20 protein-coding genes are annotated in these 23,740 nt (G+C 66.2%); 13 read left to right on the forward strand and 7 right to left on the reverse strand.

Translation table 11 applies throughout. The features are described 5' to 3' along the window. Positions 1 to 26: 26 nt before the first annotated feature. Positions 27 to 611: a hypothetical protein gene (locus Q322_RS0103095; RefSeq protein WP_156952854.1), complete on the reverse strand. Its 585-nt coding sequence runs from the start codon at positions 609 to 611 to the stop codon at positions 27 to 29. Between the two features lie 183 nt (positions 612 to 794). Between Q322_RS0103095 and Q322_RS20550 the strand changes: the two genes are divergently transcribed. The 11 genes from Q322_RS20550 (at position 795) to Q322_RS0103150 (ending at position 13,566) form a co-directional block, all read left to right on the forward strand. Continuing rightward, positions 795 to 1,139 (forward strand): hypothetical protein, encoded by a 345-nt coding sequence (locus Q322_RS20550; RefSeq protein ID WP_245593117.1) that lies wholly within the window; start codon positions 795 to 797, stop codon positions 1,137 to 1,139. A 118-nt stretch (positions 1,140 to 1,257) separates the two neighbouring features. Beyond that, entirely contained in the window at positions 1,258 to 3,567 is a 2,310-nt protein-coding gene (gene secD / locus Q322_RS0103105) for a protein translocase subunit SecD (protein WP_029475838.1), read from the forward strand. A gap of 147 nt (positions 3,568 to 3,714) precedes the next feature. Further along, the gene (locus Q322_RS0103110) at positions 3,715 to 4,143 is read left to right on the forward strand and encodes a hypothetical protein (RefSeq protein WP_029475840.1); all 429 of its coding nucleotides are present in this window, start codon (positions 3,715 to 3,717) and stop codon (positions 4,141 to 4,143) included. A 110-nt stretch (positions 4,144 to 4,253) separates the two neighbouring features. After that, positions 4,254 to 5,309: an N-acetyl-gamma-glutamyl-phosphate reductase gene (gene argC / locus Q322_RS0103115; protein WP_029475842.1), complete on the forward strand. Its 1,056-nt coding sequence runs from the start codon at positions 4,254 to 4,256 to the stop codon at positions 5,307 to 5,309. A 336-nt stretch (positions 5,310 to 5,645) separates the two neighbouring features. Next, on the forward strand, positions 5,646 to 6,833 hold the full coding sequence (lysS, locus tag Q322_RS0103120) for a homocitrate synthase (RefSeq protein WP_051668072.1): 1,188 nt from the start codon (positions 5,646 to 5,648) through the stop codon (positions 6,831 to 6,833). Positions 6,834 to 6,852: 19 nt separating this feature from the next. Further along, a complete protein-coding gene (locus Q322_RS0103125; protein ID WP_029475846.1) occupies positions 6,853 to 7,638 on the forward strand; it encodes a PhzF family phenazine biosynthesis protein in 786 nt (261 codons plus the stop codon). 49 nt (positions 7,639 to 7,687) lie between these two features. After that, positions 7,688 to 8,743, forward strand: coding sequence for a dual-specificity RNA methyltransferase RlmN (gene rlmN / locus Q322_RS0103130; protein ID WP_029475848.1), 1,056 nt, complete (start codon positions 7,688 to 7,690; stop codon positions 8,741 to 8,743). Positions 8,744 to 8,994: 251 nt separating this feature from the next. Beyond that, positions 8,995 to 10,647 (forward strand): tetratricopeptide repeat protein, encoded by a 1,653-nt coding sequence (locus tag Q322_RS0103135; protein ID WP_034417424.1) that lies wholly within the window; start codon positions 8,995 to 8,997, stop codon positions 10,645 to 10,647. 347 nt (positions 10,648 to 10,994) lie between these two features. Next, positions 10,995 to 12,200 (forward strand): SPOR domain-containing protein, encoded by a 1,206-nt coding sequence (locus Q322_RS0103140; RefSeq protein ID WP_029475850.1) that lies wholly within the window; start codon positions 10,995 to 10,997, stop codon positions 12,198 to 12,200. Beyond that, positions 12,200 to 12,928, forward strand: a complete 729-nt coding sequence (locus Q322_RS0103145; RefSeq protein ID WP_029475852.1) for a redox-sensing transcriptional repressor Rex — start codon at positions 12,200 to 12,202, stop codon at positions 12,926 to 12,928. Before Q322_RS0103140 ends, Q322_RS0103145 begins: the two co-directional genes overlap by 1 nt. Continuing rightward, complete coding sequence (locus Q322_RS0103150) at positions 12,925 to 13,566, forward strand: hypothetical protein (protein WP_029475854.1); 642 nt, start codon at positions 12,925 to 12,927, stop codon at positions 13,564 to 13,566. The genes Q322_RS0103145 and Q322_RS0103150 overlap by 4 nt, the downstream gene beginning before the upstream one ends. A 72-nt stretch (positions 13,567 to 13,638) precedes the next feature. Here Q322_RS0103150 and cpdB read toward each other — a convergent pair whose 3' ends face one another. From cpdB to Q322_RS0103180, 6 genes are all read right to left on the reverse strand, one after another. Continuing rightward, the gene (gene cpdB, locus Q322_RS0103155) at positions 13,639 to 15,534 is read right to left on the reverse strand and encodes a 2',3'-cyclic-nucleotide 2'-phosphodiesterase (protein WP_051668081.1); all 1,896 of its coding nucleotides are present in this window, start codon (positions 15,532 to 15,534) and stop codon (positions 13,639 to 13,641) included. Positions 15,535 to 15,676: 142 nt separating this feature from the next. Next, a complete protein-coding gene (locus tag Q322_RS0103160) occupies positions 15,677 to 16,939 on the reverse strand; it encodes an alpha-hydroxy-acid oxidizing protein (protein WP_029475858.1) in 1,263 nt (420 codons plus the stop codon). Between the two features lie 116 nt (positions 16,940 to 17,055). Then, a complete protein-coding gene (locus Q322_RS0103165) occupies positions 17,056 to 17,709 on the reverse strand; it encodes a DUF5639 domain-containing protein (protein ID WP_029475861.1) in 654 nt (217 codons plus the stop codon). Beyond that, entirely contained in the window at positions 17,702 to 19,132 is a 1,431-nt protein-coding gene (locus Q322_RS0103170; protein WP_029475863.1) for an FAD-binding oxidoreductase, read from the reverse strand. The genes Q322_RS0103165 and Q322_RS0103170 overlap by 8 nt, the downstream gene beginning before the upstream one ends. A 206-nt stretch (positions 19,133 to 19,338) precedes the next feature. After that, positions 19,339 to 20,616 (reverse strand): glycolate oxidase subunit GlcF, encoded by a 1,278-nt coding sequence (gene glcF / locus Q322_RS0103175; protein WP_029475865.1) that lies wholly within the window; start codon positions 20,614 to 20,616, stop codon positions 19,339 to 19,341. Positions 20,617 to 20,712: 96 nt separating this feature from the next. Continuing rightward, positions 20,713 to 21,468, reverse strand: coding sequence for an SDR family oxidoreductase (locus tag Q322_RS0103180; protein WP_029475867.1), 756 nt, complete (start codon positions 21,466 to 21,468; stop codon positions 20,713 to 20,715). A gap of 322 nt (positions 21,469 to 21,790) precedes the next feature. Here Q322_RS0103180 and Q322_RS0103185 point away from each other — a divergent pair, with 322 nt between their 5' ends. Both Q322_RS0103185 and Q322_RS0103190 read left to right on the forward strand, forming a co-directional pair. Beyond that, the gene (locus tag Q322_RS0103185; RefSeq protein WP_029475869.1) at positions 21,791 to 22,129 is read left to right on the forward strand and encodes an Asp23/Gls24 family envelope stress response protein; all 339 of its coding nucleotides are present in this window, start codon (positions 21,791 to 21,793) and stop codon (positions 22,127 to 22,129) included. A gap of 37 nt (positions 22,130 to 22,166) precedes the next feature. Further along, positions 22,167 to 23,726: a DAK2 domain-containing protein gene (locus Q322_RS0103190; protein WP_034417443.1), complete on the forward strand. Its 1,560-nt coding sequence runs from the start codon at positions 22,167 to 22,169 to the stop codon at positions 23,724 to 23,726. Positions 23,727 to 23,740 lie beyond the last annotated feature (14 nt).

The raw sequence follows: 23,740 nt of genomic DNA on the forward strand, positions 1-23,740 counted from the left end.
CGGATGGCCTGTTCAGCGGCCAGGTGTCAGCTCCCGCCTTCCACCGCGTTCGGGTCCACCGTGCCGTCACTGCCCTGTCCCTGGGGTCCATCCGGACGGTCCACACCTCCACGCGGTCCACCGTCGCGCCCGCCGGGGCCGCGCATGCCGCGCCCGCCGGGGCCGCCGTCTGGCCCTCCCATGCCCCGGCCACCCATCAAGGCGAAGGGGTTGTCCCTCAGGCGGGTTTTCATGTCGGCGGCGCGGTTGGCGGCAAGATCACCGCTCTTGACGCCCTGATCGATGGTGGCGTTCCCGGCAGCCAGCGCGGCGGCCTTGAGCTTGTCCAGGCTGATGCCCAGGCCAGCAGCCAGCTTCTGCAAGTAGATGTCTGCGTAATTGGTGCCGCTTTGAGCGCGGGGGGCGGTCTGCGTTCCCGTCCCACCCTGTTTCTGATTCCGCTGCCCCGGTGGCGTGGGCTGAACACGTTGAGCCTGGGTCTGCTGGGCTTGCGCGGTGGCGTCGACGGTGACCGAGCTGCTCTGCTGGGCCAGCACCGCGCCCACGCTCAGCGGCAGGGCGGCCAGGACGATTAAAGGCGTCTTACGGAAGATGGTCTTGAATTGACTCATGCTGGGTTCTCCTTGAAGGTTGCGGGCCAGAAACGCTTTCTGACCCTGCGCGTAGCCTCTCAGCAGGCCATCAAGAAACCGCCCACAGCGCGTGAAGACATCGCGAAGACGGGCGGGACAGTATGGCTGGAAGGTGTGGGCCGTCATCCCCCCGTCAGTCCGGGCTTGGTATGCTGCGGCGCTTTGCGTCCCTCCCCCGCCCCCCTCCCCTCCTGGGTCTCCCGCCTGAGCGCGTGGCCCGGCGTGCTGACCCTGCTGTCGGTGCTGGCGGTGGTGCTGGGCGCACCGGTCCATCCGCCGGAGACAGGAACGCGCCTCAGCGCCAGCAACGTGGCCCCGCCGCTGCCCGAACTCCGGGCCATGCCGCAGCCGGGGCCGGGCGCGCCGGTGCTGACCCCGCCGCCCGCCGAACCGTTCCGGGTCTTGCGGGCAAGACAGGTAGGCCGGGATGCCCACTGGAGCTGGACGCAACCCGCGCCGCTGAGCGACCTGAATGTGCTGGGGCGGCGACAGACAGACGGCGGCTGAGGCATAGCTGACAGAGAACCACTCGCCTCTGATTTTTCTCCCCCTCTCCCGCATGCGAGGGCCAGGGCAGTGGGGCGTCACCCGCGCCCCTCTCCCGCAATTCCACAGGAGTTCCACCGTGACCTACGGCAACAACCGAAACAAGAACCCGGGAGGCAATGACCGCCGCCCACCGCCCCGGCGCAAGTCTGCGCCCAGTTCCAGCCGCTCCAGTCCCTGGATTCCGCTGCTGCTGCTCATCACCCTGCTGGGCAGTCTGGCCTACATCTGGCGGCCCTGGGAACACCCCAACAGCCTGGGCAGCATCTGGGACGATAAATTCCAGTTCGTTACGCTGGGGCTGGACCTCAAGGGCGGCCTGCGCATCGAGCTGGCCCCCGAATCCGGCACGGCCACCAAGGACGAGCTGGACCGCGTAAAAACCGTGATCGAGAACCGCGTCAATGCTCTGGGTGTGGCCGAACCCACCGTGACGGTGGCCGGGGGCAAGCGCGTGGTGGTGGAAATTCCAGGTGCCACGCCCGCCGTCCAGCAGCGCGCCCGCGCCATCATCCAGCAGACCGCCAAGCTGGAATTCCGCGTGGTGAAGGACGGCGCACAGCCTGACCCGACAGTTCGCACCAGCAAACCCGGTTCGGGTGGTTACGCGCTAACGCAGCTCGGCCCGGTTCTCGCCACCGGGGAAACGGTGGAAAATGCCACCTCCGGCACCAATCCTCAGACCGGGCAGTGGGTGGTCAACTTCCAGACCACCGACAAGGGCGCACAGACCTTTGGCGACTTCACCGGCAAGAACGTGGGCAAGCTGATGGCCGTGGTGCTCGATGACCAGATTCAGAGCGTAGCGACCATCAACCAGCGCCTGTTCCGCGACATCCAGATCAGCGGCTCATTCACGCCGGAGGAAGCCAATCAGCTCGCGCTGGTCCTCAAGTCTGGCGCGCTGCCCATCAAGATCAAGACCGAGGCCGAACGCGCCATCGGGCCAACCCTGGGAGCGGACGCCATCCGCAGCGGCGCGATTGCCGCGCTGGTGGGCATCGGACTGGTGTTCGTGATGCTGTTCCTGTACTACGGGCTGTGGTTCGGGCTGGTGGGCGCGCTGGGCCTGCTGTTCTCCAGCGTTCTGATTCTGGGGATGCTGGCGGGCTTCGGGGCCACGCTGACGCTGCCGGGGATCGCCGGTCTGGTGCTGACCATTGGAGCCGCCGTGGACGGCAACGTGATCTCGTTCGAGCGCATCAAGGAGGAGCTGTACCGGGGCAAGGGCATCAGGAATGCCATCGAGACCGGCTACAGGCACTCCACCGCCGCCATTCTGGACGTGAACGCCTCGCACCTGCTGGCCGCCATCGCGCTGTACAACTACTCCACCGGGCCGGTCAAGGGCTTCGCGGTGACGCTGATGATCGGCGTGATTGCCGCGACCTTCTCCAACCTGGTCTTCGCCAGGTGGCTCATCAGTTGGCTGGGCCAGCGCCGCCCCAACCTGAGTGCGCCGCACTGGATCAAGAACACCCGCATCGACTTTATGAAAGCCGCGCCGTATATCACCAGCGCCAGCGTGCTGCTGGCCATCATCGGCGGCGGCGTGCTGGCCACCAAGGGCCTGAATTACGGCGTGGACTTCACCAGCGGCACCACGCTGACGCTGCGAACCGGCGCTGGCACCACCACCGAGCAGGTGCGGGCGGCGGCGGCGGCGGCGGGTGTGGCGAAGGTCAACGCCCAGAGCGCGGCCATCCAGCGCGACGTGAACCCCACGCAGGCGGGCGCGCAGTACAACGTCAAGGTGCCGGAACTAACCTCTGCCGAGGCGCAAACCCTGGGCGCGGCCCTGACCAGACTGCCCGGCGGCGAGGTCCAGGCCACCGAGACCGTCGGCCCCACCGTGGGCCAGGAGCTGACCCAGAAGACCATCTACGCCGTGCTGCTGGGCCTGGGATTGATCTTGGTGTACGTGGGTTTCCGCTTCGACTTCATCATGGGCCTGGGCAGCATCATCGCCGTGCTGCACGACGTGGCGATTGTGATGGGCATCTACTCGCTGCTGGGGCTGGAATTCGGCATCGCCAGCGTGGCGGCGCTGCTGACCTTGATCGGGTATTCGCTGAACGACTCGATCATCGTCTCGGACCGGATTCGCGAGAACATCCGCGAGATGCGCGGCAAAAGCTTCCGCGAGATCGTCAACGTCAGCATCAACCAGACGCTGTCGCGCACCATCATGACCTCGGTGAGTACCATGCTGCCGCTGGCCAGCCTGCTGGTCTTTGGCGGCCCGGTGCTGCGCGACTTCAGCCTGGCGCTGCTGGTGGGCATCATCATCGGCACCTACAGCAGCGTCTACATCGTCGCCCCGCTGGTGGTGTACGTCGAGGAATGGAACAGGAAACGCCAGAGTGGAGCCAGACCCGTCAAGGCGTAAGCCTCACTGCTGCCTGCCCCGCCTCCTCCATACCGGACGAGGCGGGGCTTCTCCAGCAAAGATCATGGGATCGCAGTCAACTTCTTTTGCCCAGAGGATCAGCGTGATCCGGCACGTTAGGGTCCGGTCCAGTGTCACACTCGGCCCATGCTCCTTGTCATTCACGCCGCACTGACCTGGGTTCTGGGTGGTCTGATCCTCACCATCCAGTTCGTCCACTATCCCCTGTTCTCCCGCGTGGGTGCGGGTGGGTACGCGGCGTACCAGCGAGAACACATCACACGTATCACCTGGCTCGTCGCGCCCCTGATGCTGGCCGAGCTGGCCACGGGAGCCGCCCTGGTCCTGCGCCCCCCAATCTCTGTGTCGGCGGCCTCCGCCGGACTGGGGCTGGGGCTGATCGCCCTGATCTGGGTCTCGACTGCCGTAGTCCAATCGCCCATGCATGGCCGCCTGACCGCAGGCTTCGATGCAGTGTGGCACGCGCGTCTGGTCGCGACGAACTGGGTGAGAACCGTGGTCTGGCTGCTGCGCGGCGTCCTGGTGTGCGGGTGGCTGCTGCTGGCACTGGCGTGAGCGCTGGATAGAGTGCCTCAGCCCGTTCCTCAGCCCAGTGCCTCAGCCCAGCCGCCTCCCCTAGCCACTTTCCAATTCACCTCCCCGTTTTCCGGCAGAGTGGGCGGCATATGAGCGCCCAAACTTCGGAACAACTATCAGTCGCCATCGTGGGCGGAAGCGGGTACGCGGGCGGCGAATTCCTGCGGCTGGCGCTGGGGCATTCCCATTTGAAGGTCACGCAGGTGACCAGCGAGCGCAGCGCCGGAACGCCCGTCAGCCTGGTGCATCCCAACCTGCGCGGGCGCTGTGGCCTGAAATTCCGCAAGCTGGCCGAGCTGGAGGAAGCCGACGTGATCGTGCTGGCCCTGCCGCACAACTCGGCGGCCAAACGGCTGGCCGAGTTCGAGGGCAAGGCGAAAATCCTGATCGATCTGTCCGCCGATTTCCGCCTCAAGGACCCGGAGGTGTACCAGAAGGTCTACGGCGAACCCCACCCTGCGCCTGAAAAGCTGGGGGAATGGGTGTACGGCAATCCCGAGATTCACCGCGAAGAGCTGCGCGGCGCGACCCGCATCGCCTGCGCGGGCTGCTTTGCCACCTCGGTGATTCTGGCGCTGTACCCGCTGCTCAAATTAGGCGTGTTGCTGCCCAGGGACATCATCGCCACCGGACTGGTGGGCAGCAGCGCGGCGGGGGCCAGCCCGTCGGAATCCTCACACCACCCGGAGCGGGCGGGCAGCCTGCGGGTGTACAAGCCCGTCGGCCACCGCCACACCGCCGAGGCGCAGCAGGAACTCCCCGGCCACTTTCCGCTGCACCTGACCGCCATCAGCACCCCCCGCGTGCGGGGCATCCTGACCACCGCGCAGGCGTGGATTCCCGACGGCTACAGTGACCGCGACGTGTGGAGCGCCTACCGCGAGGTCTACGCCGCAGAGCCGTTCATCCGCATCGTCAAGGTAGCCAAAGGCATTCACCGCTACCCCGATCCCATGCTGCTGGACGGCACCAACTACTGTGACATCGGCTTCGAGATGGACCAGGACACCGGGCGCGTGGTCCTCATGAGCGCCATCGACAATCTGGTCAAGGGCACGGCGGGCCACGCCATCCAGTCGCTGAACATCGCGCAGGGCTGGGAAGAGACGACGGGGCTGGAATTCGCGGGCCTGCATCCGGCCTGAGCGGATCAGGGTCCGGGGAAGGCCCGGCAACAGTGCCTGCTGCGAACACCTCTTCCGTGCTGTTCTGCACGCCTCACCTGGGAGACTTCAATCCAGGATTGATCGGCTGTGGCGGCGCAGCCCGCTGTCCCTCTGAGGTCTGCGGCAGAGGTTTCAGGCAATGAGGCAACAGTCTCAGGCTGATTTGCCTCCCAGACTCCCCGCTCTGCCCGGCACCCTCCAGCAAACAAGGCATCCGCCCCTGATCACTCCAGATGTTTACGTTTGAAAAGTATTAGACAGATATTCTTGACATTCATCAGGAGGATGAGCAGAATGGCTGCACGAGAGGCTCCCATGACCCAATCCAGCCCCACACCCGCCCAGTCTCCTGTTCCGCCCATCCCCGCCCGCTCGTGGGCGATTATCGATTCCACCCTGCGGGAGGGTGAGCAGTTTGCGCGCGGCAACTTTAAAAGTGACGACAAGATCGAGGTGGCCCGCGCGCTGGACGCCTTCGGGGCCGAGTACATCGAACTGACCACGCCGATGGTCAGCGCCCGGACGGCCAGCGACATCCGCAAGCTGGCCGATCTGAACCTGAACGCCAAACTGCTGACGCATGTGCGCTGCCACATGGAGGACGTGCAACGGGCAGTGGAGACCGGCGTGGACGGTCTGGACCTACTGTTCGGCACCTCCAGCTTTCTGCGTGAATTCAGTCACGGCAAGAACATCGGCCAGATCATCGAATCGGCGCAGAAGGTGATCGGCTGGATCAAGCACAACCACCCGGAGCTGGAGCTGCGCTTCTCCGCCGAGGACACCTTCCGCAGCGAGGAGGCGGACCTGATGGCGGTGTATAAGGCCGTCTCGGATCTGGGCGTTCACCGCGTCGGGCTGGCGGATACGGTGGGCGTGGCGACACCCCGGCAGGTTTACGCCCTGGTGCGGGAAGTGCGGAACGTTATCCACGAGGGCTGCGGCATCGAGTTCCACGGCCACAACGACACCGGATGCGCCGTGAGCAACGCCTACGAGGCCATCGAGGCGGGGGCCACCCACATCGACACCACCATCCTGGGCATCGGCGAGCGCAACGGCATCACGCCGCTGGGGGGCTTTCTGGCCAGGATGTTCACCTTCGATCCGCAGGGGCTGGTGGACAAGTACAACCTGGAACTGCTGCCCGAACTGGACAACATGATCGCCCGCATGGTGGGCCTGCCGATTCCCTGGAACAACTACCTGACCGGCGAATTCGCCTACAACCACAAGGCCGGGATGCACCTCAAGGCCATCTACCTGAACCCCGGCGCATACGAGGCCATTCCCCCTGGAGCCTTTGGCGTGGGCCGCCGCATTCAGGCCGCCAGCAAGGTGACCGGCAAGCACGCGATTGCCTACAAGGCCCGTGAACTGGGCCTGCACTACGGCGAGGACGCCCTGCGGAGGGTGACGGACCACATCAAGGCGCTGGCCGAGAACGACGATCTGGACGACGCGCACCTGGAGGATTTGCTGAGGAAGTGGGTGAGTGCTTGAGCAGCGGCAGAATGAGGCAATGACCGTTTCTATCTACCGCGTCCTCTCCGATAAAGGCGAGGGTGGCAAGCTCGTCACCGTCTTTCCCGATGTGGAGGGCAATTTGCAGGCCAGGGCAGCCGGAGCAGGCGCACCTCTGAGCGTATTCGTGGAGTTCTCCAGCCTGTCCGAAGTGGCTTTACGGGTCTTCACGCCGGTCAAGGAGAAGGGCAGTTCGGACAGCGCGGCGCTGGCGGCCCTCACACACCTGCGCCCCAACTTGCTGGACGTGGCCGAGGTCCAGATGGGCGATGAAACCCTGCCCGCCCAACTGTGCGGCGGCGAGTGGCTGCTGCGTCAGGGCGTGCCGGAGGTGAAGGAGATTGCGGCCAACCTCTCCTCCATCGGTCTGGGCGCTGAGCCGTGCTGGAGTTCCAGTCTGGGACGGCCCAATCTGGTGGTAGAGGTTTCTGATCTGAACACGTTGGACGCCTTTACACCCCACGCAGAGGCGATTTCAGCCGTCAACCGGGCGACGGGAACCACGGGGCTGATTCTCCTGACGGCGGGGGGGCCGGGCCGGGCCGATCTGAGTTTCCGGGCGTTCGGGCCTCTCAAGGGCTTTCTGGAAGACGCCGCCAGCAGCAACATGCTGGCCTGCGCGGTGGGTGTACTGGGCGCTTGGGGCCGCCTGCCCGCCGACACCAACCTGCTGCGCGCCTCCCAACGCATGCCGGGGCAACCCGCGCGGCTGAGCGTGCAGTTTGGGCAAGTGGAGGGCGGCGAAGAGGTCTGGGTGGGCGGGGCCGCCGTACCTCTGGCCTGAACAGCCCAGCGTCACGTTGCCCCGCGCATCAACCCTCTAGACTGCGGGGATGCAGCTCCTTCTCGACCTTCACCCCGACGCCTACCCCCTGGACAACTGGCGGCGCACCCAACTGCTGGAGTGGGTTTACGTGCAGGGAGTGGGAACCTTTGACGGCATGAGCAACCTGCCGTCCGAGGTGCGGGCGGAACTGGCCGGGAAGTACCACCTCAACCCCTTCCGCGAGATCGAGACGGTTCGCAGCAATGATGGCAGCGTCAAATACCTATTCACCCTGCAAGACGGGCGGCAGATGGAGGCGGTGTACATGCCGTATCTGGACCGCAAGACGGTCTGCGTCTCCACGATGGTGGGCTGCCCGGCCCGGTGTTCGTTTTGCGCGACGGGGGCGATGGGCTTCGGGCGCAACCTGACCCCCGGCGAGATCGTGGGGCAGGTGCTGGCGGTGGCCGGGGGCGAGGGCCTGGCCCCCCGCGAGCTGCGAAATCTGGTGTTCATGGGCATGGGCGAGGCGATGCTCAATTACGGCCACACCATGGCGGCGGCGCGCATCCTGCTGCACCCGCAGGCGCTGGGCATGAGCAAGCGCCGCATCACGCTGTCCACCGTGGGCATCGCCAAAGGGATTACGCGGCTGGCCGCCGAGGACGATCTGGGCCTCAAGCTGGCGATCAGCCTGCACGCGCCCGATGAGGAAACCCGCCAGCGCATCATTCCCACCGGGGCGGCTAACTCGATCAGCGAGATCATCGCGGCGGCGCGCGAATATCAGGGCGTGACCGGGCGGCGCATCACGTTTGAATACACCATGCTGCGCGGCGTCAACGACGCGGTGTGGCAGGCCGAGTTACTGGCCGAGCTGCTGCGCGGGCTGGTCAGCCATGTGAATCTGATTCCCATGAACCCCTGGGACGGCAGCAGCTTTCAGAGCACCTCTGAGGCGGGTATCCAGGCGTTTTACGACACGCTGGAGGCGCGCGGGATGGATGTCAGCGTGCGCCGTTCGCGTGGCAAGGATGCAGGGGCGGCCTGCGGGCAACTGGCCCTCAAGCGGCCCGGCGCAGTCAGTGGCCATGCGCTGGGAAGCGCGGGCGCGGCGCTGTAGCACGCTGCGGGGACCAGGGCATCCGACGGCCCCCGGCCAGCTCCACTCCAGTAAGGGTTCTGAAAATATGTGAATGCTACGCTCAAACCGATTTATAGGTTCTCATACCGATTCCGGTTGAACAGTTATGAAATAACTGCGAAACCCGACCAACGGGAGAAGGAAAAGTACGGATTCCAGAATGGTGTTGGCTTTTGGTGCTGTCCCAAAAGAGAACTGAATGACCGGAATCCGTATCAGGAGGCTTTCAGGTGAAGCAATACACACGCGCCGTGCTGATCGGTTTGCTGCTAGGACTCGCTGGCGGCAGTTCGGCCCAGACCATGGTGGAGACCGTCACATCCGTCGGCATTCAGAACACCCTGAACTCGGCAACGACCATTCCAAAACTTCCGACGCTGCCCACGGCGGCTCAGAACAACCCGCAGACCAATCTCGCCCAGAGCGCTCCGGCTCCGGCACCCACAGCGCCCGCTCCAGCCACACCTGCCGCACCCGTCACGCCCCTGACCCCGGCGCAACAGGCGGGTCTGGAGAAAGCCCAGGCCGCCTACGATGCCAGGAGCTATTCCCAGGCGCGCAAAAGCTTCGAGGCGCTGGTGGCGCAGAATTACGGCAGTCCCGAACCCCATTTCGGGCTGGCGCTGGCGCTGCTGGCGCTGGGCGACGACAAGGGCGCTGCTTTTGAACTCAGGCAGTTCGTGGCGCTGGCCCCGGACCGCTACGAGGGTCCGTACAACCTGGGCGTGATCGCGGGCCGGGGCGGCAATCACGCGGGGGCGCTGCAACTATACGGACAGGCCGCCACGCTGATGACGGGCAGGGCCACCGCCACCGCCCAGCGGCAGGTGCTCGAAGCGCTGGCCGCCGAGCAGACCCGCATGGCCGACTTCATGGCCCTGAGCGCCACCCTGACCCGGATTACGGCGCTGGTCCCCACGGATCTGGACGCCGCCTACCGATTGGCCCAGGCCCGCACGCTGTCCGGTCAGGGGGCCGAGGCACTGCCCGGCCTGTACGCCCTGCTCCAGGCCGACGGCACCCGCATGGACGCCGCGCTGCTGCTCTCGGACATCTATATGGGCCAGAGGATGCCTGACCGGGCGGTGCGGGAACTGGACGCCGCCGTGGGGCGCGTCAAAAAGGCCAGCGAACGCTCGGCGCTGCTGCTCCGCAAGGCCGATATCCTGGCGGCGGGGGGCGACACCCGCGCGGCGGTGCTGGCGGCCAGCGCAGCCGTAAAGGCCGATAAGTACAACGCCACGGCCCTTGCACGCGAGGGCGAGTTGCGGGCACTGCGCAGTGACCGGTCCGGCGCGCTGACCGCGTACCTGAGCGCCGTGCGGCTGGCTCCCGACAATGCGGTGTACCGCACCGCCCTGGCCGGGGTACGCCTGACCCTGGGCCGCTTCGACGAGGCCGCCGCAGACACCGCGCTGGCGCTGAAGCTCAAACCCGATACAGCCACCTCGGCGCGTGCGCTGTACGTGCGGGGCGTCGCCGCCTACCGTCAGAATCGCCTGCTGGACGCGGTCATCGCCCTCAAGGCAAGCCACAAGCGCCGCCCCGACGCCGATACCGCGCTGTGGCTGGGCCTGAGCTACTATGCCCAGCAGAATTACCCGGCAGCGGTCAACGCCCTGGCCGACAGCATGCGTCTGAATCCCACCCCCACCGCGCGGCTGAATCTGGCCTCGGCCCTGCTGGCGAGTGCCCGCTACCCCGAGGCCGAGGCCGTGCTGCGCAGCCTGGTCACCGAGGACCCCAAGGCCGCCGACGCGTGGTACATGCTGGGGCTGGCGCAGAAATCCCAGCGGCAGGACGATCAGGCCCGGATTTCCCTGAAAACCGCCGCCAATCTGGGCAGCAGCAAGGCGAAGGACGCGTTAAAGTCAAAGAACTGAAGTTAAAGACCAGCGGCGGCGGGCGGGATCAGGGCAACCCCTCCCACCGCTGTCTGCTGTTCTGCACCCCATCCTCTGCACACGGCCTAGATTAAAGTGCGGTCCATGGGTCCCTCGGGCCTTACCCACACGCTTTTTTTGTAAGCTGAGGCACGGCATTCGGAATTGGGCCGCCGCACTTCGGGGCAGACCGTCACGGTGACCGGGTCGCTGCTGCATTTATTGAGAGGGGTTCAAGGGGGTTGTATGCGGGCAAACACGACAGAACAAGGTCTCCCACGGGAGAATGAAGACATCACACCGCCGCGTCCTGGGCGCCGGGCGAGGCTGACGGCTGGGAGGACGCCGTGAGTAAGCCCGCCGCCACCCGCCGCTGGCCCGATATTCTGATCGGGGTGCTGGTGCTGCTGCTGCTGGGCGGGTTCGCCGCGCTGCTGCTGGGCCAGCGCAAGACCGCCACCACCACGACCACTACCACGGCACCGGCCAATTCCGGCATTCCCACCGCGCCGGGCACGGCGCAGGACACCACCGCTACGACCACGGAAACCACCACCATCACGCCTCCGGCAGCGGATACCACCCCACCCTCCGACACCGACACGGGCAGCGTGAATACGGATACCACCATGCCAGCGGACACGGACACGCCGTCCGCCGACGCCGGTACAGAGGCCCCGATCATTCCCGCCGCGCCCACCAATGCTGCGGCCACCGCGCCGGACACGGCAAACGGGACGGACACCCAGACCGGCCAGACCCCAACGGCTGAAACCCCGACTTCCGAGACCCAGACCTCCGAAGCACAGACTTCCGAAACCCTGAACCCTGAAACACAGAACTCTGAAACACAGACGCCAGACACGCCAACCCCTCAGGCCCAGATCACCGAGACGCCCACCAACACGCCTCCCGCCGAGACGCCTGCCGCCACCGTCACGCCCCGCAGCGGCGGAGCCGTCGCCACCAGCGAGAGCCGCACGCCGCTGCGCAGCGACTACCGCATCAGCCTGGGCACCTTTGGCAGCGTGGGCACGGCCCAGAGCCGCACCGCCCCGGTCAGTTCGCTGGGCTACCGGGTCTACCCGATTGACCTGGGCGCTCAGGTGGTGGCGCAGGTCGGCCCCTTCGCCGACGAGGCCAGCGCCCGTCAGGCCCTGGGCGACATTCAGCGGGCCTATCCGGGGGCGCTGCTATACCCACCGCGCGCCGGGGCAAGCAGCGCCCCCAGCACCTCTGAGAGCAGCTCTGGCAGTTCCAGCGACGCTCCCGCTCCCGCTGCCAGCCCCGCCCCGGCTCCGGCCAGCAGCGCCCAGACGGCTGCGCCCGCCGCACCCGCTGGTCCGATCTACCTTCAGGTGGGGGCTTTTGACCGCGTGGAGAGCGCGCAGAAACTGGTGGATGAACTGCGCGATCTGGGCTACGTGCCCACCGTCAATGCCCCGGAAGGCCGCAAGGTGACGGTGGCCGTCGGCCCCTACACCGGCGACGCGCTGACCCGGACCGAGAAGCGGCTGGACGACAACGATCTGGACCACTTCCGGGTGCGCTGATGGCCGAGGTTCCCACTGCCGCCATCAGCCGCCTGGTGACCTACCTGCGCATCCTGGAACAACTGGAGGGCCAGGACATCAGCCGCACCAGCAGCACCGATCTGGCCGAACGCGCCGGGGTCAGCGCTTTTCAGGTGCGCAAGGATCTGGCCTATTTCGGGCGCTTCGGCACGCGCGGCATGGGCTACACCGTCCCGATTCTGAAGCGCGAGCTGATGCGCGTGCTGGGCCTCAACCAGACCTGGAACGTGGTGATCGTGGGGGTAGGGCGGCTGGGCCAGGCCATCGCCAACTATCCAGGGGCCAGCGATTATCAGTTTCAGTACGTGGGCCTGTTCGATGTCAGCCCGGAGCTGGTGGGGCGGCAGGTCCGCGACCTGACCGTGCGCCACATCGATGAATTGCGGGACTTCGTGCGCGGCAACAAGGTGGATATGGGCTTTCTGGCCGTGCCGCCCGAGCGCGCCCAGGACGCCGCTCAGGCGCTGGTGGACGCCGGGGTGCGCGGCATTCTGAATTTTGCCCCGGTGGTGATCGGGCCGCGTCCGCCGGAGGGACGGGCCACAGACCAACGCTCCGTTGACGGAAACTTTCAGCAAGAAAATGGTGATGAATGGCGTGGTGTAATCGTCGAGAACGTCGATTTTCTGGCCGGTATGAAACGGCTGGCCTTTTACACCCTCAATCCCCACCTGAAAGATTCACCCGTCCCGGAGGACCCCGCATGAAGAACTACGCCCTTTTGCTGCTGGCTGGATTGACCTTGAGTGCCTGCGGCAGCGCACCCGGACAGGTCTCCGGCGGCAAGGTGTCCATCGGTGTCTCTGCCGCCGACGCTGAATCTACCGTGACCGTGAACCGCACCTTTACGCCGGAAACAGTGGACGACACAGGAAAGGTCACCCCCGCGAAAGAAGAGTTCACCACCACTGAGCCTGGGGCCGTCAATTTCACCTTCATGACCCGTCCCGGATCGGACGCCGTCTATATCACGGGCTGGCGGATCACGCGTTACAACTACAACGGTCAGGAACGAGCGACATCCGGCGACATCAACAAGCTCGACATCTATGTTCCTTCCGGCTATACCTGCCCCGAACGCGAGACCACCCTGCCCCGGTATCAGTCCTGTCAGCAGTACACGCCCGACTTGAAACAGCGTCCCGAAGTTCAGCCTGCCAACGGTCTTCCCATCGGTGGGCCAAGTCTCAACTTCGCTGGAGATCTGGTCTCGGAAGTCAAGAGAACCCTGGCCGGGGCATCCAGCAACCTGGATCTGGAGTTCTACGGCCAGAGCAGCAACGGTGCGCCCGTGTCGGTTACGGCGACAAACATCTCAAGTCGGGCATTTAAGACTGGCAACTGAGTCTGTCAGTAGGACGGGCATGAAAGAGGTGGAGGCTGATTGCGGCCTCCACCTCTCTTGCTGTACCCCTGCTCAGAACTTGATGGTGTACTCCGCGAAGCCGTCCTCGCGCGTCTTGAGCAATGTGGCTCCCGCCGGGGCGAACTTCTGGGCGTTGGGGCTGCTGACATACAGCAACGTTGCGCCGGGGATGGGCGTCAGTTTCCAGTTGCCATCGGCGCTGGGGTTAACCGTCTTTTGCTCGGTGAAGTAGGCGATCAATGCCTGGCGGGTCTCGTCGGGCGAGGCCAGGACGATGTTCTTGCCGTCCAGACCGGGGAACTTGCCGCCGCCGCTGGCGCGGTAGTTGTTGGTGGCGACGATAAATTTCTGAGCGGGGTCAATCGGCTTGCCGCCGTACATCAAATTTCTAATGCGGTGGGCGTCCGGGTTGGCCAGCTTGGCGTCCTTGTCGTAGCGGCTGGGCTGGGACACGTCGATCTCGTAGGTCACGCCATCGATCACGTCGAAGTTGTAGGTGGGAAAGGAATCGTCCACTAGGGCTTGCGGCTCGGTCTTGCCGGGATCAATCCGGTTGAACTGCCCGGCGCTGCGCTCCAGCCACTCCTGAAGCTGTGCGCCCGTGACCTCCACCGCCTGCACGGTGTTGGGGTACACATACAGATCGGCCACGTTCTTGATCGCCAGCGTTCCGGCGGGAATGTCGGTGTAGTAGCTGGCCCCGCCGCGTCCACCGGCCTTGAAGGGCGCGGCGGCACTCAGCACCGGCAGATCCTTGTACTGGGTCCCTGCCAGCGCGGCCTTGACATAGGCGATCTGCGCGTTGCTCACGAGCTGCACGCTGGGATCGTCCTGCACCAGCGCCCAGTAGGAATTGATGGGCGTGGCCAGTTCGGCCACCTTGCCGCGCACGTAGGCCAGCGTGCCCTCATGGGCGGCCTTGACGGCTTCAGCGATGGCGGGGTCCGGCGTGACCAGGCTCTTCTTGGCGGCAGTGTCCCAGATCGGGCGCACGGCGGCGGTGCCCCCCGTGACCTTCCAGTTGTTGCCCTGGCGTTGCAACGTCAGGTCCACGATGCCCAGATCATTCCCCCAGAATCCGGCCATCACCACGGGTTTGCCGTTGATGGTGCCGCCCACGATGTCCGCGCCGGGAATGTCCTTGTAGACCGGCCCGGGAAAGACTTGGTGGCTGTGGCCGCTGAGCACCACGTCGATGCCGGGCACCTTGGTCAGCTCGGTGGCGGCGTTCTCCTGTCCCGGCTGGTAGTCGGCGGCGATGCCGCTGTGGGCCACCGCCACGACGATGTCCGCGCCTCGCGCCTTCATCTCGGGCACGAACTTGCGGGCCGTTTCCACGATGTCGCGGGTGGTGAGCTTGCCGTCCAGATTGGCCTTGTCCCAGTCCACGATTTGCGGGGGCAGCAGGCCGATTATGCCCACGTTCAGGTAATACGGGCGGCCATAGGTGTCGTAGACCAGCTTGCGCTGGATCAGGTAGGGCGTGAAGGCATTCTTGTCGTTGTTGGGGTTGCCGTCGCCGTCTTCGACGTAGGTGTTGGCGCTAACGATGGGCATGGGCGAGGCGGCCACCACCTGCCGGATAAAGGGCAGGCCGTAATTGAACTCGTGGTTGCCCAGGTTGCCCGCGTCGTACTTCAATAGGGCCATCGCGGCGTGCATCGGGTGCATCTGCCCCGGCTCCAGAGGTTTGACCCTCGCCACGTAGTCGCCCAGCGGCGTGCCCTGGATCAGGTCGCCGTTGTCGTAGAGCAGCGTGTTGCGCTTTTCCTCGCGGGCCTGCTTGATCAGGGTGGCGGTGTACTCGAAACCGAACTCGCCGGTGGGCTTGTCCTGGTAGTAGTCGTAGCCCAGGGCGTTGGTGTGCAGGTCGGTGGTTTCCAGGATGCGGAGGTTCACCGTCTGCGCGCCCGCCGCGCCAAGACCGCCCAGCAGCAGCGCCGCCATCAAAGCCAGAGAATTGTATTTCTTCACGCTCTGTAGGATACGCCTCCGGGTCAGGGGGATGTCTTTGAGGTGGGGCAAGTGGCGGCGAGCGGGCGGCCCACAGACGTGGACAGCCTGCTGTGGGCCGGGTTCGCTCAGCGCCTCACGCCAGAAACTCCGGCCCCAGCTCCCGCGCCGAGTGTGCCCCCAGCAGACCCAGCGTCAGGTCGAACTCGGCCACCACGTTGCGGATGACCTCAGTCACGCCCGCCTCTCCGGCCAGCGCCAGCCCGTAGGCGTAGGGGCGGCCCAGCAGCACCGCCCGCGCGCCCAGCGCCAGCGCCTTGGCCACGTCCGGGCCGCTGCGAATGCCGCTGTCGAGCAGCACCGGTAACTCGCCCGCCGCCTCTACCACGCGCGGCAGCGCGGTCAGGCTGCCCACCTCGCCGTCGATCTGGCGTCCGCCGTGGTTGCTGACGACGATTCCGTCCATACCGCGCCGGGCCGCCTCGCGGGCGTCGTCCGGGTGCAGGACGCCCTTCAGGAGAATGGGCAGGTCCGTCCAGCCGCGCAGCCGTGAGAGGTCGTCCCATTGCAGGTCCGGGCGGGTGTAGCTGGCCGTAAAATGCGCCGCCGCCGCCCGCATCTGCCCCAGCGACAGGCCGAACTTGCGTCCGTGCGCCGCGAGGCTGGCCGCTGTCCTGAGCAGCGCGGGCGAGGGCCTGGGCGTGGCGGCGGGCAGTTGCACGCTGTCCAGCCGCGAGCGGAAGTGTAGGTCCGTCAGGTATTGCGCCAGCCCCTGCCCCCGCAGGAACGGCAGATTCCCCAGGTCTAGATCGCGGGGCCGCCAGCCCAGCAGCGTGGTATCCAGCGTCAGCACAATGGCCTGCGCGCCGCACGCCCCCGCCCGGCGCACAAACGAGCGCGTCACCTCCTCGTCGGTCCCCCAGTACAACTGGAACCAGCGGGGCGCGTCTCCCATAATGGACGCCACCTGCTCCATCGGCTCGGACGCCTGCGAGGAGAAGACGAAGGGCACGCTGAGAGAGGCCGCCGCCCGGCCCACCGCCAGATCGGCCTGGGCGTGCGCCAGTTCCAGCACGCCCAGCGGGGCCAGCAGCACGGGCGCGGGATAGCTGTGCCCGAACAGGTCCACGCTCAGGTCACGCGACGCCGAACCGCGCAGGCGGCGGGGCAGCAGCTTCACGTCCGCAAAGGCGTCCAGATTGGCCCGCATGGTGCGTTCCGTACCCGCGCCGCCCGCCAGATACGCATAAGCTGGGGCGTCCAGCTTGCGCCGCACGGCTTTTTCCAGCCGTCCAGGGTCCACCGGGACCAGGGGCCGCGCGCCGCCCAGACCATCCACGAAAATCTGCGTCTGACGGCTGCGGCCAGGGCCGGGGGCCGGAAGTTTCGGTTGTGACATGGGGGGAGTTTACCGCCAGCAACCAAACCGTCTGGCGGTCAAACCGCGTGAGGACCGGAAAATGGAGGTTGCTTTTGCGGGCAGACCGTTAGACTTCTTGATGGTCAGACCGCTCTCTACAGACTCGCCGCCATCCGCGTAAACAGCTCCGGCACGGGCGGCACGGTCCCGCCGTCCACCCAGCCAAAACGGCGGTCCCGAACACGCCCGCCTGCGCCCACGCCCATGCCGCCTGGAAAGTGTGAGGTCAGGTCCAGAGGTTCGCTCACTTCTGCCGCGCCGGGCAGAGCTTCCAGAGCGCGTTCCACCTGCCGTCCATGTCCGAAGTGCATCAGGTGAACCTGTCCGGCCACCTCCCAGGCGAAACGGGCGCTCAGCTCGGGCAGATCGTCCAGCGAGCCGGGGGCCGCAATATGGCGGGCGCTCAGGCCAGGGCGCAACCTCAGCGTGACCTCCAGTGCCTGGCCCAGCGCGCCGAAACTGCCCACGAAGGGACGGGTCAGGTCATAGCCCTGCACGTTCTTGACCGTCCGGCCCCCCGCGCGCACCACCCGCCCGGACGGGGCGCGGAAAGTCACGCCCAGCACCTCCGCGCCGAAGAAGAAAGTCTGTGCAAACCCGCCGCGTGCCACCAGACCGCCCACGCCGCCGGGCAGCTCCAGCGGGGGGAACGGGGGGTAGAGGCCGGGGGGCAGCGCCGCATAGACCTCCAGCAACCCAATATCGCCGGAGACGGTCAGGGTCTGATCGCCGGGGGAAAGCTCAAGCATGCGTTTCGTCCGGCAGAATCTTGCCTGGATTCAGGGCGTCTGCGGGGTCAAAAGCGCGTTTGACATTCCGCAAGGCCGTCATGGTTTCGGCGTCCACCGCGTCGCGCATGAAGTCGCGTTTCATGGTGCCGATGCCGTGTTCGCCGCTCAGGACGCCGCCGTGCCGCAGGGCCACCAGGGCAATTTTGTGGGCCAGATCGTGTACGGCTTCCTCCGATTCCTTGCGGGGATCGAAGAGGATATTGGGGTGCAGGTTGCCGTCCCCGATATGCCCGAACTGCACCAGCTTGAGGCCCGAGGCGTCGCCCAGCGCGCGAATCTGGCGCACCACCTCGGGCAACACACTGCGCGGCACCACGATGTCCTCGTTCATACGCTGCGGGCGGATGCGGCCCAGCGCGGGCGACACGCTGCGGCGGGCCTGCCACAGCGCGGCGGCCTCGGCCTCGCCCTCGGCGCGGCGCACGTGTCCTCCGGCTTCCAGACAGGCGGCCTCCACCAGCGCGCGTTCCTCCTCCACGGTGTCCAGATCGTCGCCGTCGGTGTCTACCAGCAACACGGCCCCGGCGTCACGCGGCAGACCCAGGTGCAGGTAATCCTCCACCGCGTTGGTGCACGCCCCGTCCATGAATTCCAGCTTGCCCGGCACCGCGCCCGCCGCGATGGCCGCACTGACGGCTTCGGCAGCCTGCCCGACTTCGGCGAAATGGGCCATCAGCGTGCGGGTGAACCTGGGCGGCGGCGTCAGGCGCAGGGTGGCCGAGGTGATCAGGCCCAGCGTCCCTTCCGAACCGATCAGCAGACCCGCCAGATCGTAGGCGTCGCGCTGGAGGGTATGCACTTCCCCTTCCGCATCCACGAAATCCAGCGCGGTCACGTAATCCCCGGTCACGCCGTACTTGAAGCACAGCGGGCCGCCCGCGTTCTCGCCCAGGTTGCCGCCGATGGTGCTGGTGCGGAAGCTGGCCGGGTCCGGCGGATAGATCAGGCCGTGTGGCCGCGCCGCCTCGGTCACGGCCAGGGTGATCACGCCAGGCTGGGCGACGGCCTCGCGCCGTTGTGGGAAAATCTGGAGATCGGTCATGCGGGTGAACGAGATCACCACGCTGGGCTGCATCGGGGCCGCGCCGCCGCTGAGGCCACTGGCCGCGCCGCGCCCCACGATACTCACGCCTGCCCGCCGCGCGGCCTTCACGGTGGCGATCACATCCTCGGTGCTTTCTGGCAGTACCACCGCCAGTGGCGTCACCCCGAACTGAATCGCGTCGAAGCGGTAGCTCAGTCGCTCGGCGAGGTTGGACAGCACTTTCCTCGGCCCCAGCCGGCGCGTGAGTTCGGTGGCCAGGGCATTGTCTGCCTTGCCCTCTGACTTCGGTTTGGGCGCGGGCGAGGTGGTGGTCAGAGCAAGTTTTTCTACGGTCATGCTTCGCCTCCGGTGGGTCTCATACGGATTCCGGTTGAACAGTTGTAGGCAAAGTACGGATTCCAGAATGGTGTTGGCTTTTGGTGCTGTCCCAAAAGATAACTGAATGACCGGAATCCGTATCAACGTCTGAATGTCCAGAGGACTGAACCGGGACGCCTCGCCTGTGTTCAGCGGTTTGGACCTTTCGACGTTCAGGCCGCCACTCACAACTCTCCCCGGTAGGCCAGGTCCAGCACTTCCACCGTGTGCATCACCGGAACCGCGCTGCCCTGACGGCGCACATGGCTCTGAATCTGGGTGTGGCAGCCGATGTTGCCGCTGGCGACCAGGTCCGGCGCAGTGGACAGGATGTGCCCGGCCTTGCGTGCGCCCAGTTGCCCGGCCAGTTCGGGCTGTTCCAGGTTGTACGTGCCTGCGCTGCCGCAGCACAGGTCACCTTCGGGGATTTCGGCGATGCTGACGCCGGGAATCAGCCGCAGCAGCTCGCGCGGCGCGGACCGGACTTTTTGCGCGTGGGCCAGGTGGCAGGCGTCGTGATAGGCGATCTTGAGGGGCCGCGAGGCGGGCATGAACGGTTCCACCCCCTCCTTCCGCGCCAGCGTCGCCAGGTACTCGCTGATGTCCTGCACCTTGGCCGCAAATGCCTGAGCCTTTGCCTCGTCGTGCAGGCCGTGCAGGATGACCGGATATTCCTTGAGGCCAGCGCCGCAGCCCGCCGCGTTGGAGAGGATGGCGTCGTAATCGTCGGGGTTAAAGGCGTCCAGATTGGCGCGGACCAGCCGCAGCGCCTCGTCGCGCGCTCCGGTGTGCAGCGCGGCGGCCCCGCAGCAGCCCTGACCGCCGGGGATCACCACCTCGATGCCGTTGCGGGCCAGCACGCGCAGGGTGGCGGCATTGAAATTGGGCGCGAGCGCCTGCTGGGCACAGCCGGTCAGAAAGGCCACCCGGCCCCGGCGCGGGCCGCGTGCGGGCGTGACCGCCGGGCTGGGCTGCATGGCCGGAACGTGTTCTGGTAGCAGATCGAGGGGGCCACGCAGCGCGGCAGGGAGCGCAGGTGCGAGCGGCTTGGCGTACTGTCCCGCGCGGGCGGCGACGCTGAATAGTTTGGGTGCAGGCAACGCCTTGAGAATCGCATACCGCTTGGCCTTGTCAAATGCCGAACGCTGGCGCTGCGGTTCGCTCCAGCCGCGGAAACTGGTGATCAGTTCACCGTACGGCACGCCGCTGGGGCAGGCGGTCACGCACGCCTGGCAACCCAGGCAGCGGTCCAGGTGCGGCGCGGCGTCCAGCAGGTCCAGGCCGCCTTCCAGCACCTCCTTCATCAGCACGATGCGCCCGCGTGGGCTGTCCATCTCGTCGCCCAGCAGCGCGTAGGTGGGACAGGCGGGCAGGCAGAAGCCGCAATGCACGCAGGCGTCCACGGCGTGCGCCATCACCTCGCCCTGCGGCCCCAGTTCACGCACGGGAATGTCATTGTTCACGGGGAAAGCCTCACCCGGACAGCATAGAGGCACAGGGCAGGCGCTAACGTCATGAAGAGCGCCAATGGGCTAGAGCTGCGGCCAGACCACTCCCCCTCAGTTGCTCAAAAATCCCCCGTCCACCGGCAACATCACCCCATTGACCATGCCCGCCGCGCCGCTAAGCAGATAGGCCACGGCCTGCGCCACGTCGCGCGGCTGGGCAAAGCGGCCCAGCGGAATGCGGGCGAGCATTGGGGCGCTTTTCTGCGGATCGCCCCAGGCCATCGCCCCCATCGGGGTGAGGGTCACCGTGGGATTGACCGCGTTGACGCGGATGCCGTGCGGCCCCAGCTCTATGGCCATCACGCGCGTCAGTTGGTCCAGCGCGCCCTTCGAGGCGCAGTAGGCCGCGTGGTTGGGCAGCCCGACAGCAGAGGACTGGCTGGACACGTTGACGATTGCGCCCGCCGCGCCGCGTGCGATCAATCCGCGCGCCACCACCTGTCCCACGGTCATCGCCGCGCGCACGTTGACCGCCTGGGTCTGGTCAAAGGCTTCGGGGGTGGTGTCCAGAAACGATTGCAGGATGGCAATTCCGGCGTTGTTCACCAGCAGGTCAATCGGCCCGGCAGCCTCGGCGGCGCGGCGCGCGGCGGCGGCATCGGCCAGATCGGCGGGGATGATCTCGCAGCCGGTTTCCTCACTCAGGCTCTCCAGATCGCCCGCGTCACGGCTGATCGCCACCACCTGCGCGCCGCAGCCCGCCAGCAGTGCCACCATCTCGCGGCCAATGCCCTTGCCCGCGCCCGTGACCAGCGCGCGGCGTCCGGCGAAATCGAAGTGGGCGGAAGGCGGCTCAGAGAAGGGCATGCCGTCATTGTGCGGCCTTCAACCTTCAAGCCCGCTTAAAAGGGCTTCGTGGACCAGTTCAAGACGCAAAGCGTCGTGGAAACGCACACTCGGCAGATGGCCTCCCCGCCCCTGCCACTCTCTGTATCACTCAGGAGTTGCACCTGTACACCAACGGCGAAGCGCTCCCAGCCACGAGAATCTGGGACTGTCGAGTCACAGATACCGGGGGAGCGCATTCGCCTGCCAGCTCGCCGCCTATTCGGCCCCGCGCCCCACTTCGCAGCAGCCCTGCACAGGCCCCTGACCCCGTCTCCACCGCTCCCCTATACTCACCTTTACTGTGACTGGCACTATAAATATTTCAGAGGCGGCGCTGGCCTCCTTGATCGGGCTGACCGCCCACGAGATTCCGGGCGTGGTGGGCATGGCCCCCGCCAACCTGAAGGAAGGGATTTCCCGCGTGCTGGGCCGCGCCAATGTCAGCGACGGCGTGGTGATCGGCAGGGAAAAAGGCGGCGACACCTATACCGCAGACCTGTATATCGTGGCGGCCTACGGCGTCAGCATCCCCACGGTGGCCCGCAACATCGTCGAGCGTGTGGAACACACTGTTAAAAGTCTGGCCGGAATCGAGCTGAGCGCCACCCGCGTGCATGCGGTGGGGGTCCAGCGTGCCTGACCACAAAACCACCTTAAAGCCCGACGATCTGGCCCGGATGCTGCGCTACGCTACCGACTGGCTGGGCGTGTACCGCGAGGAAGTCAACGCCCTGAACGTCTACCCGGTCCCCGACGGCGACACCGGCACCAACATGCACCTGACCATGCAGTCGGTGCGCCGCGAGCTGGACACCGCCGACGTGAGCAGCATGGCCGGGGTGGCCCGCGCCATCAGCTACGGCGCGCTACTGGGCGCACGCGGCAACAGTGGCGTGATCCTGTCGCAACTGCTCAAAGGCTTTGCCGAAGTGATCAAGGACAGGGCGGAGGTAGACGCGCCCACGTTGATCCGCGCCTTCGACGCCGCGCAAAAGAGCGGCTACGGCGCGGTGATGAAGCCGGTGGAAGGCACCATTCTGACCGTGGCGCGCGGCATCGCGGAGGGAGCCAGCGGCGACACCGTGGATATGGTGCTGGAAAACGCCCTGTTCAAGGGTCAGGAATTGCTGGATCAGACGCCCGAGATGCTGCCCGCGCTCAAGCAGGCTGGGGTGATCGACAGCGGCGGCCAGGGCTACCTGTACATCGTGCAGGGCATGCTGGCCGAGCTGCGCGGCGACGAGTTGCCCGAAGCGCCCGAGATCACCCAGTACGCCGCGCAGAGCTTCGAGAACGAGGAATTCGGCTTCTGTACCGAGTTTTTAATGTCCGAGTCCACCAGGTCCATCGAGGACATCCGCGAGCTGGTCAGCCCCTTCGGCGACAGCCTGCTGGTGGTGGGCGCGGAAGGCTATGTCAAGGGCCACATCCACACCAACGAGCCGGATGAGCTGCTGGCAACGGTGGGCCGTTACGGCAAGATGCTGAAGACCAAAGTCGAGGATATGTCCGAGCAGCACACCGAGATTCTGGGCATGGCCGGAGCCACCGCCCGCGCCGAGGAGGAACTGCCGCCGTCGGGCCTGGTGGCGGTGGCGAACGGCTACGGGCTGGTCAAGCTGTTCCGCAGCCTGGGCGCGCGCATCGTCTCCGGCGGGCAGACTGCCAATCCCAGCGTGCAGGACATCGTGGACGCCGTTCGCAGTGTCAGCGCCGAGCGGGTGATCGTGCTGCCCAACAACAAGAACGTGCTGATGGCCGCCGAGAAGGCGATGGAGCTGATGGAAGGCCGCGCCGTGGTGATTCCCACGCGCACGCTGGGGCAGGGCATGGGCGCGGCCCTCGCTTTCCAGCCCGACATTCCCGCCGACGAGCTGAAGGAGGCCATGACCGAGGCTTCGCAGGCCGTCACCACCTTTGAAGTGACCCGCGCCAGCCGCACCACCAACATCACCACCAAGAAGGGCGAGACGCTCGACATTGCCGAGGGGGATGTGATTGGGTTGCAGGACGACGAACTGGTGCAGGCCGGAGGCAGCCCAGAAGACAGCGTACTGAAGATGCTGGGCGACGCTTACAGCGGGCAGGAGATCATCACCGTGTTCGGCGGGCCACAGAAATCGCAGGCCGATCTGGACGCTTTGGCCGGGCGCATCGGCGAGCAGTTCGGCTCAGCAGAAGTTGAGGCGCACGCGGGCGGGCCGGATCTGTATGACTATCTGGTGACTCTGGAGTAGCTGTAAATCTCAAC

Origin of the sequence: Deinococcus frigens DSM 12807 (genome assembly GCF_000701425.1) — a bacterium.
GTDB lineage: Bacteria > Deinococcota > Deinococci > Deinococcales > Deinococcaceae > Deinococcus > Deinococcus frigens.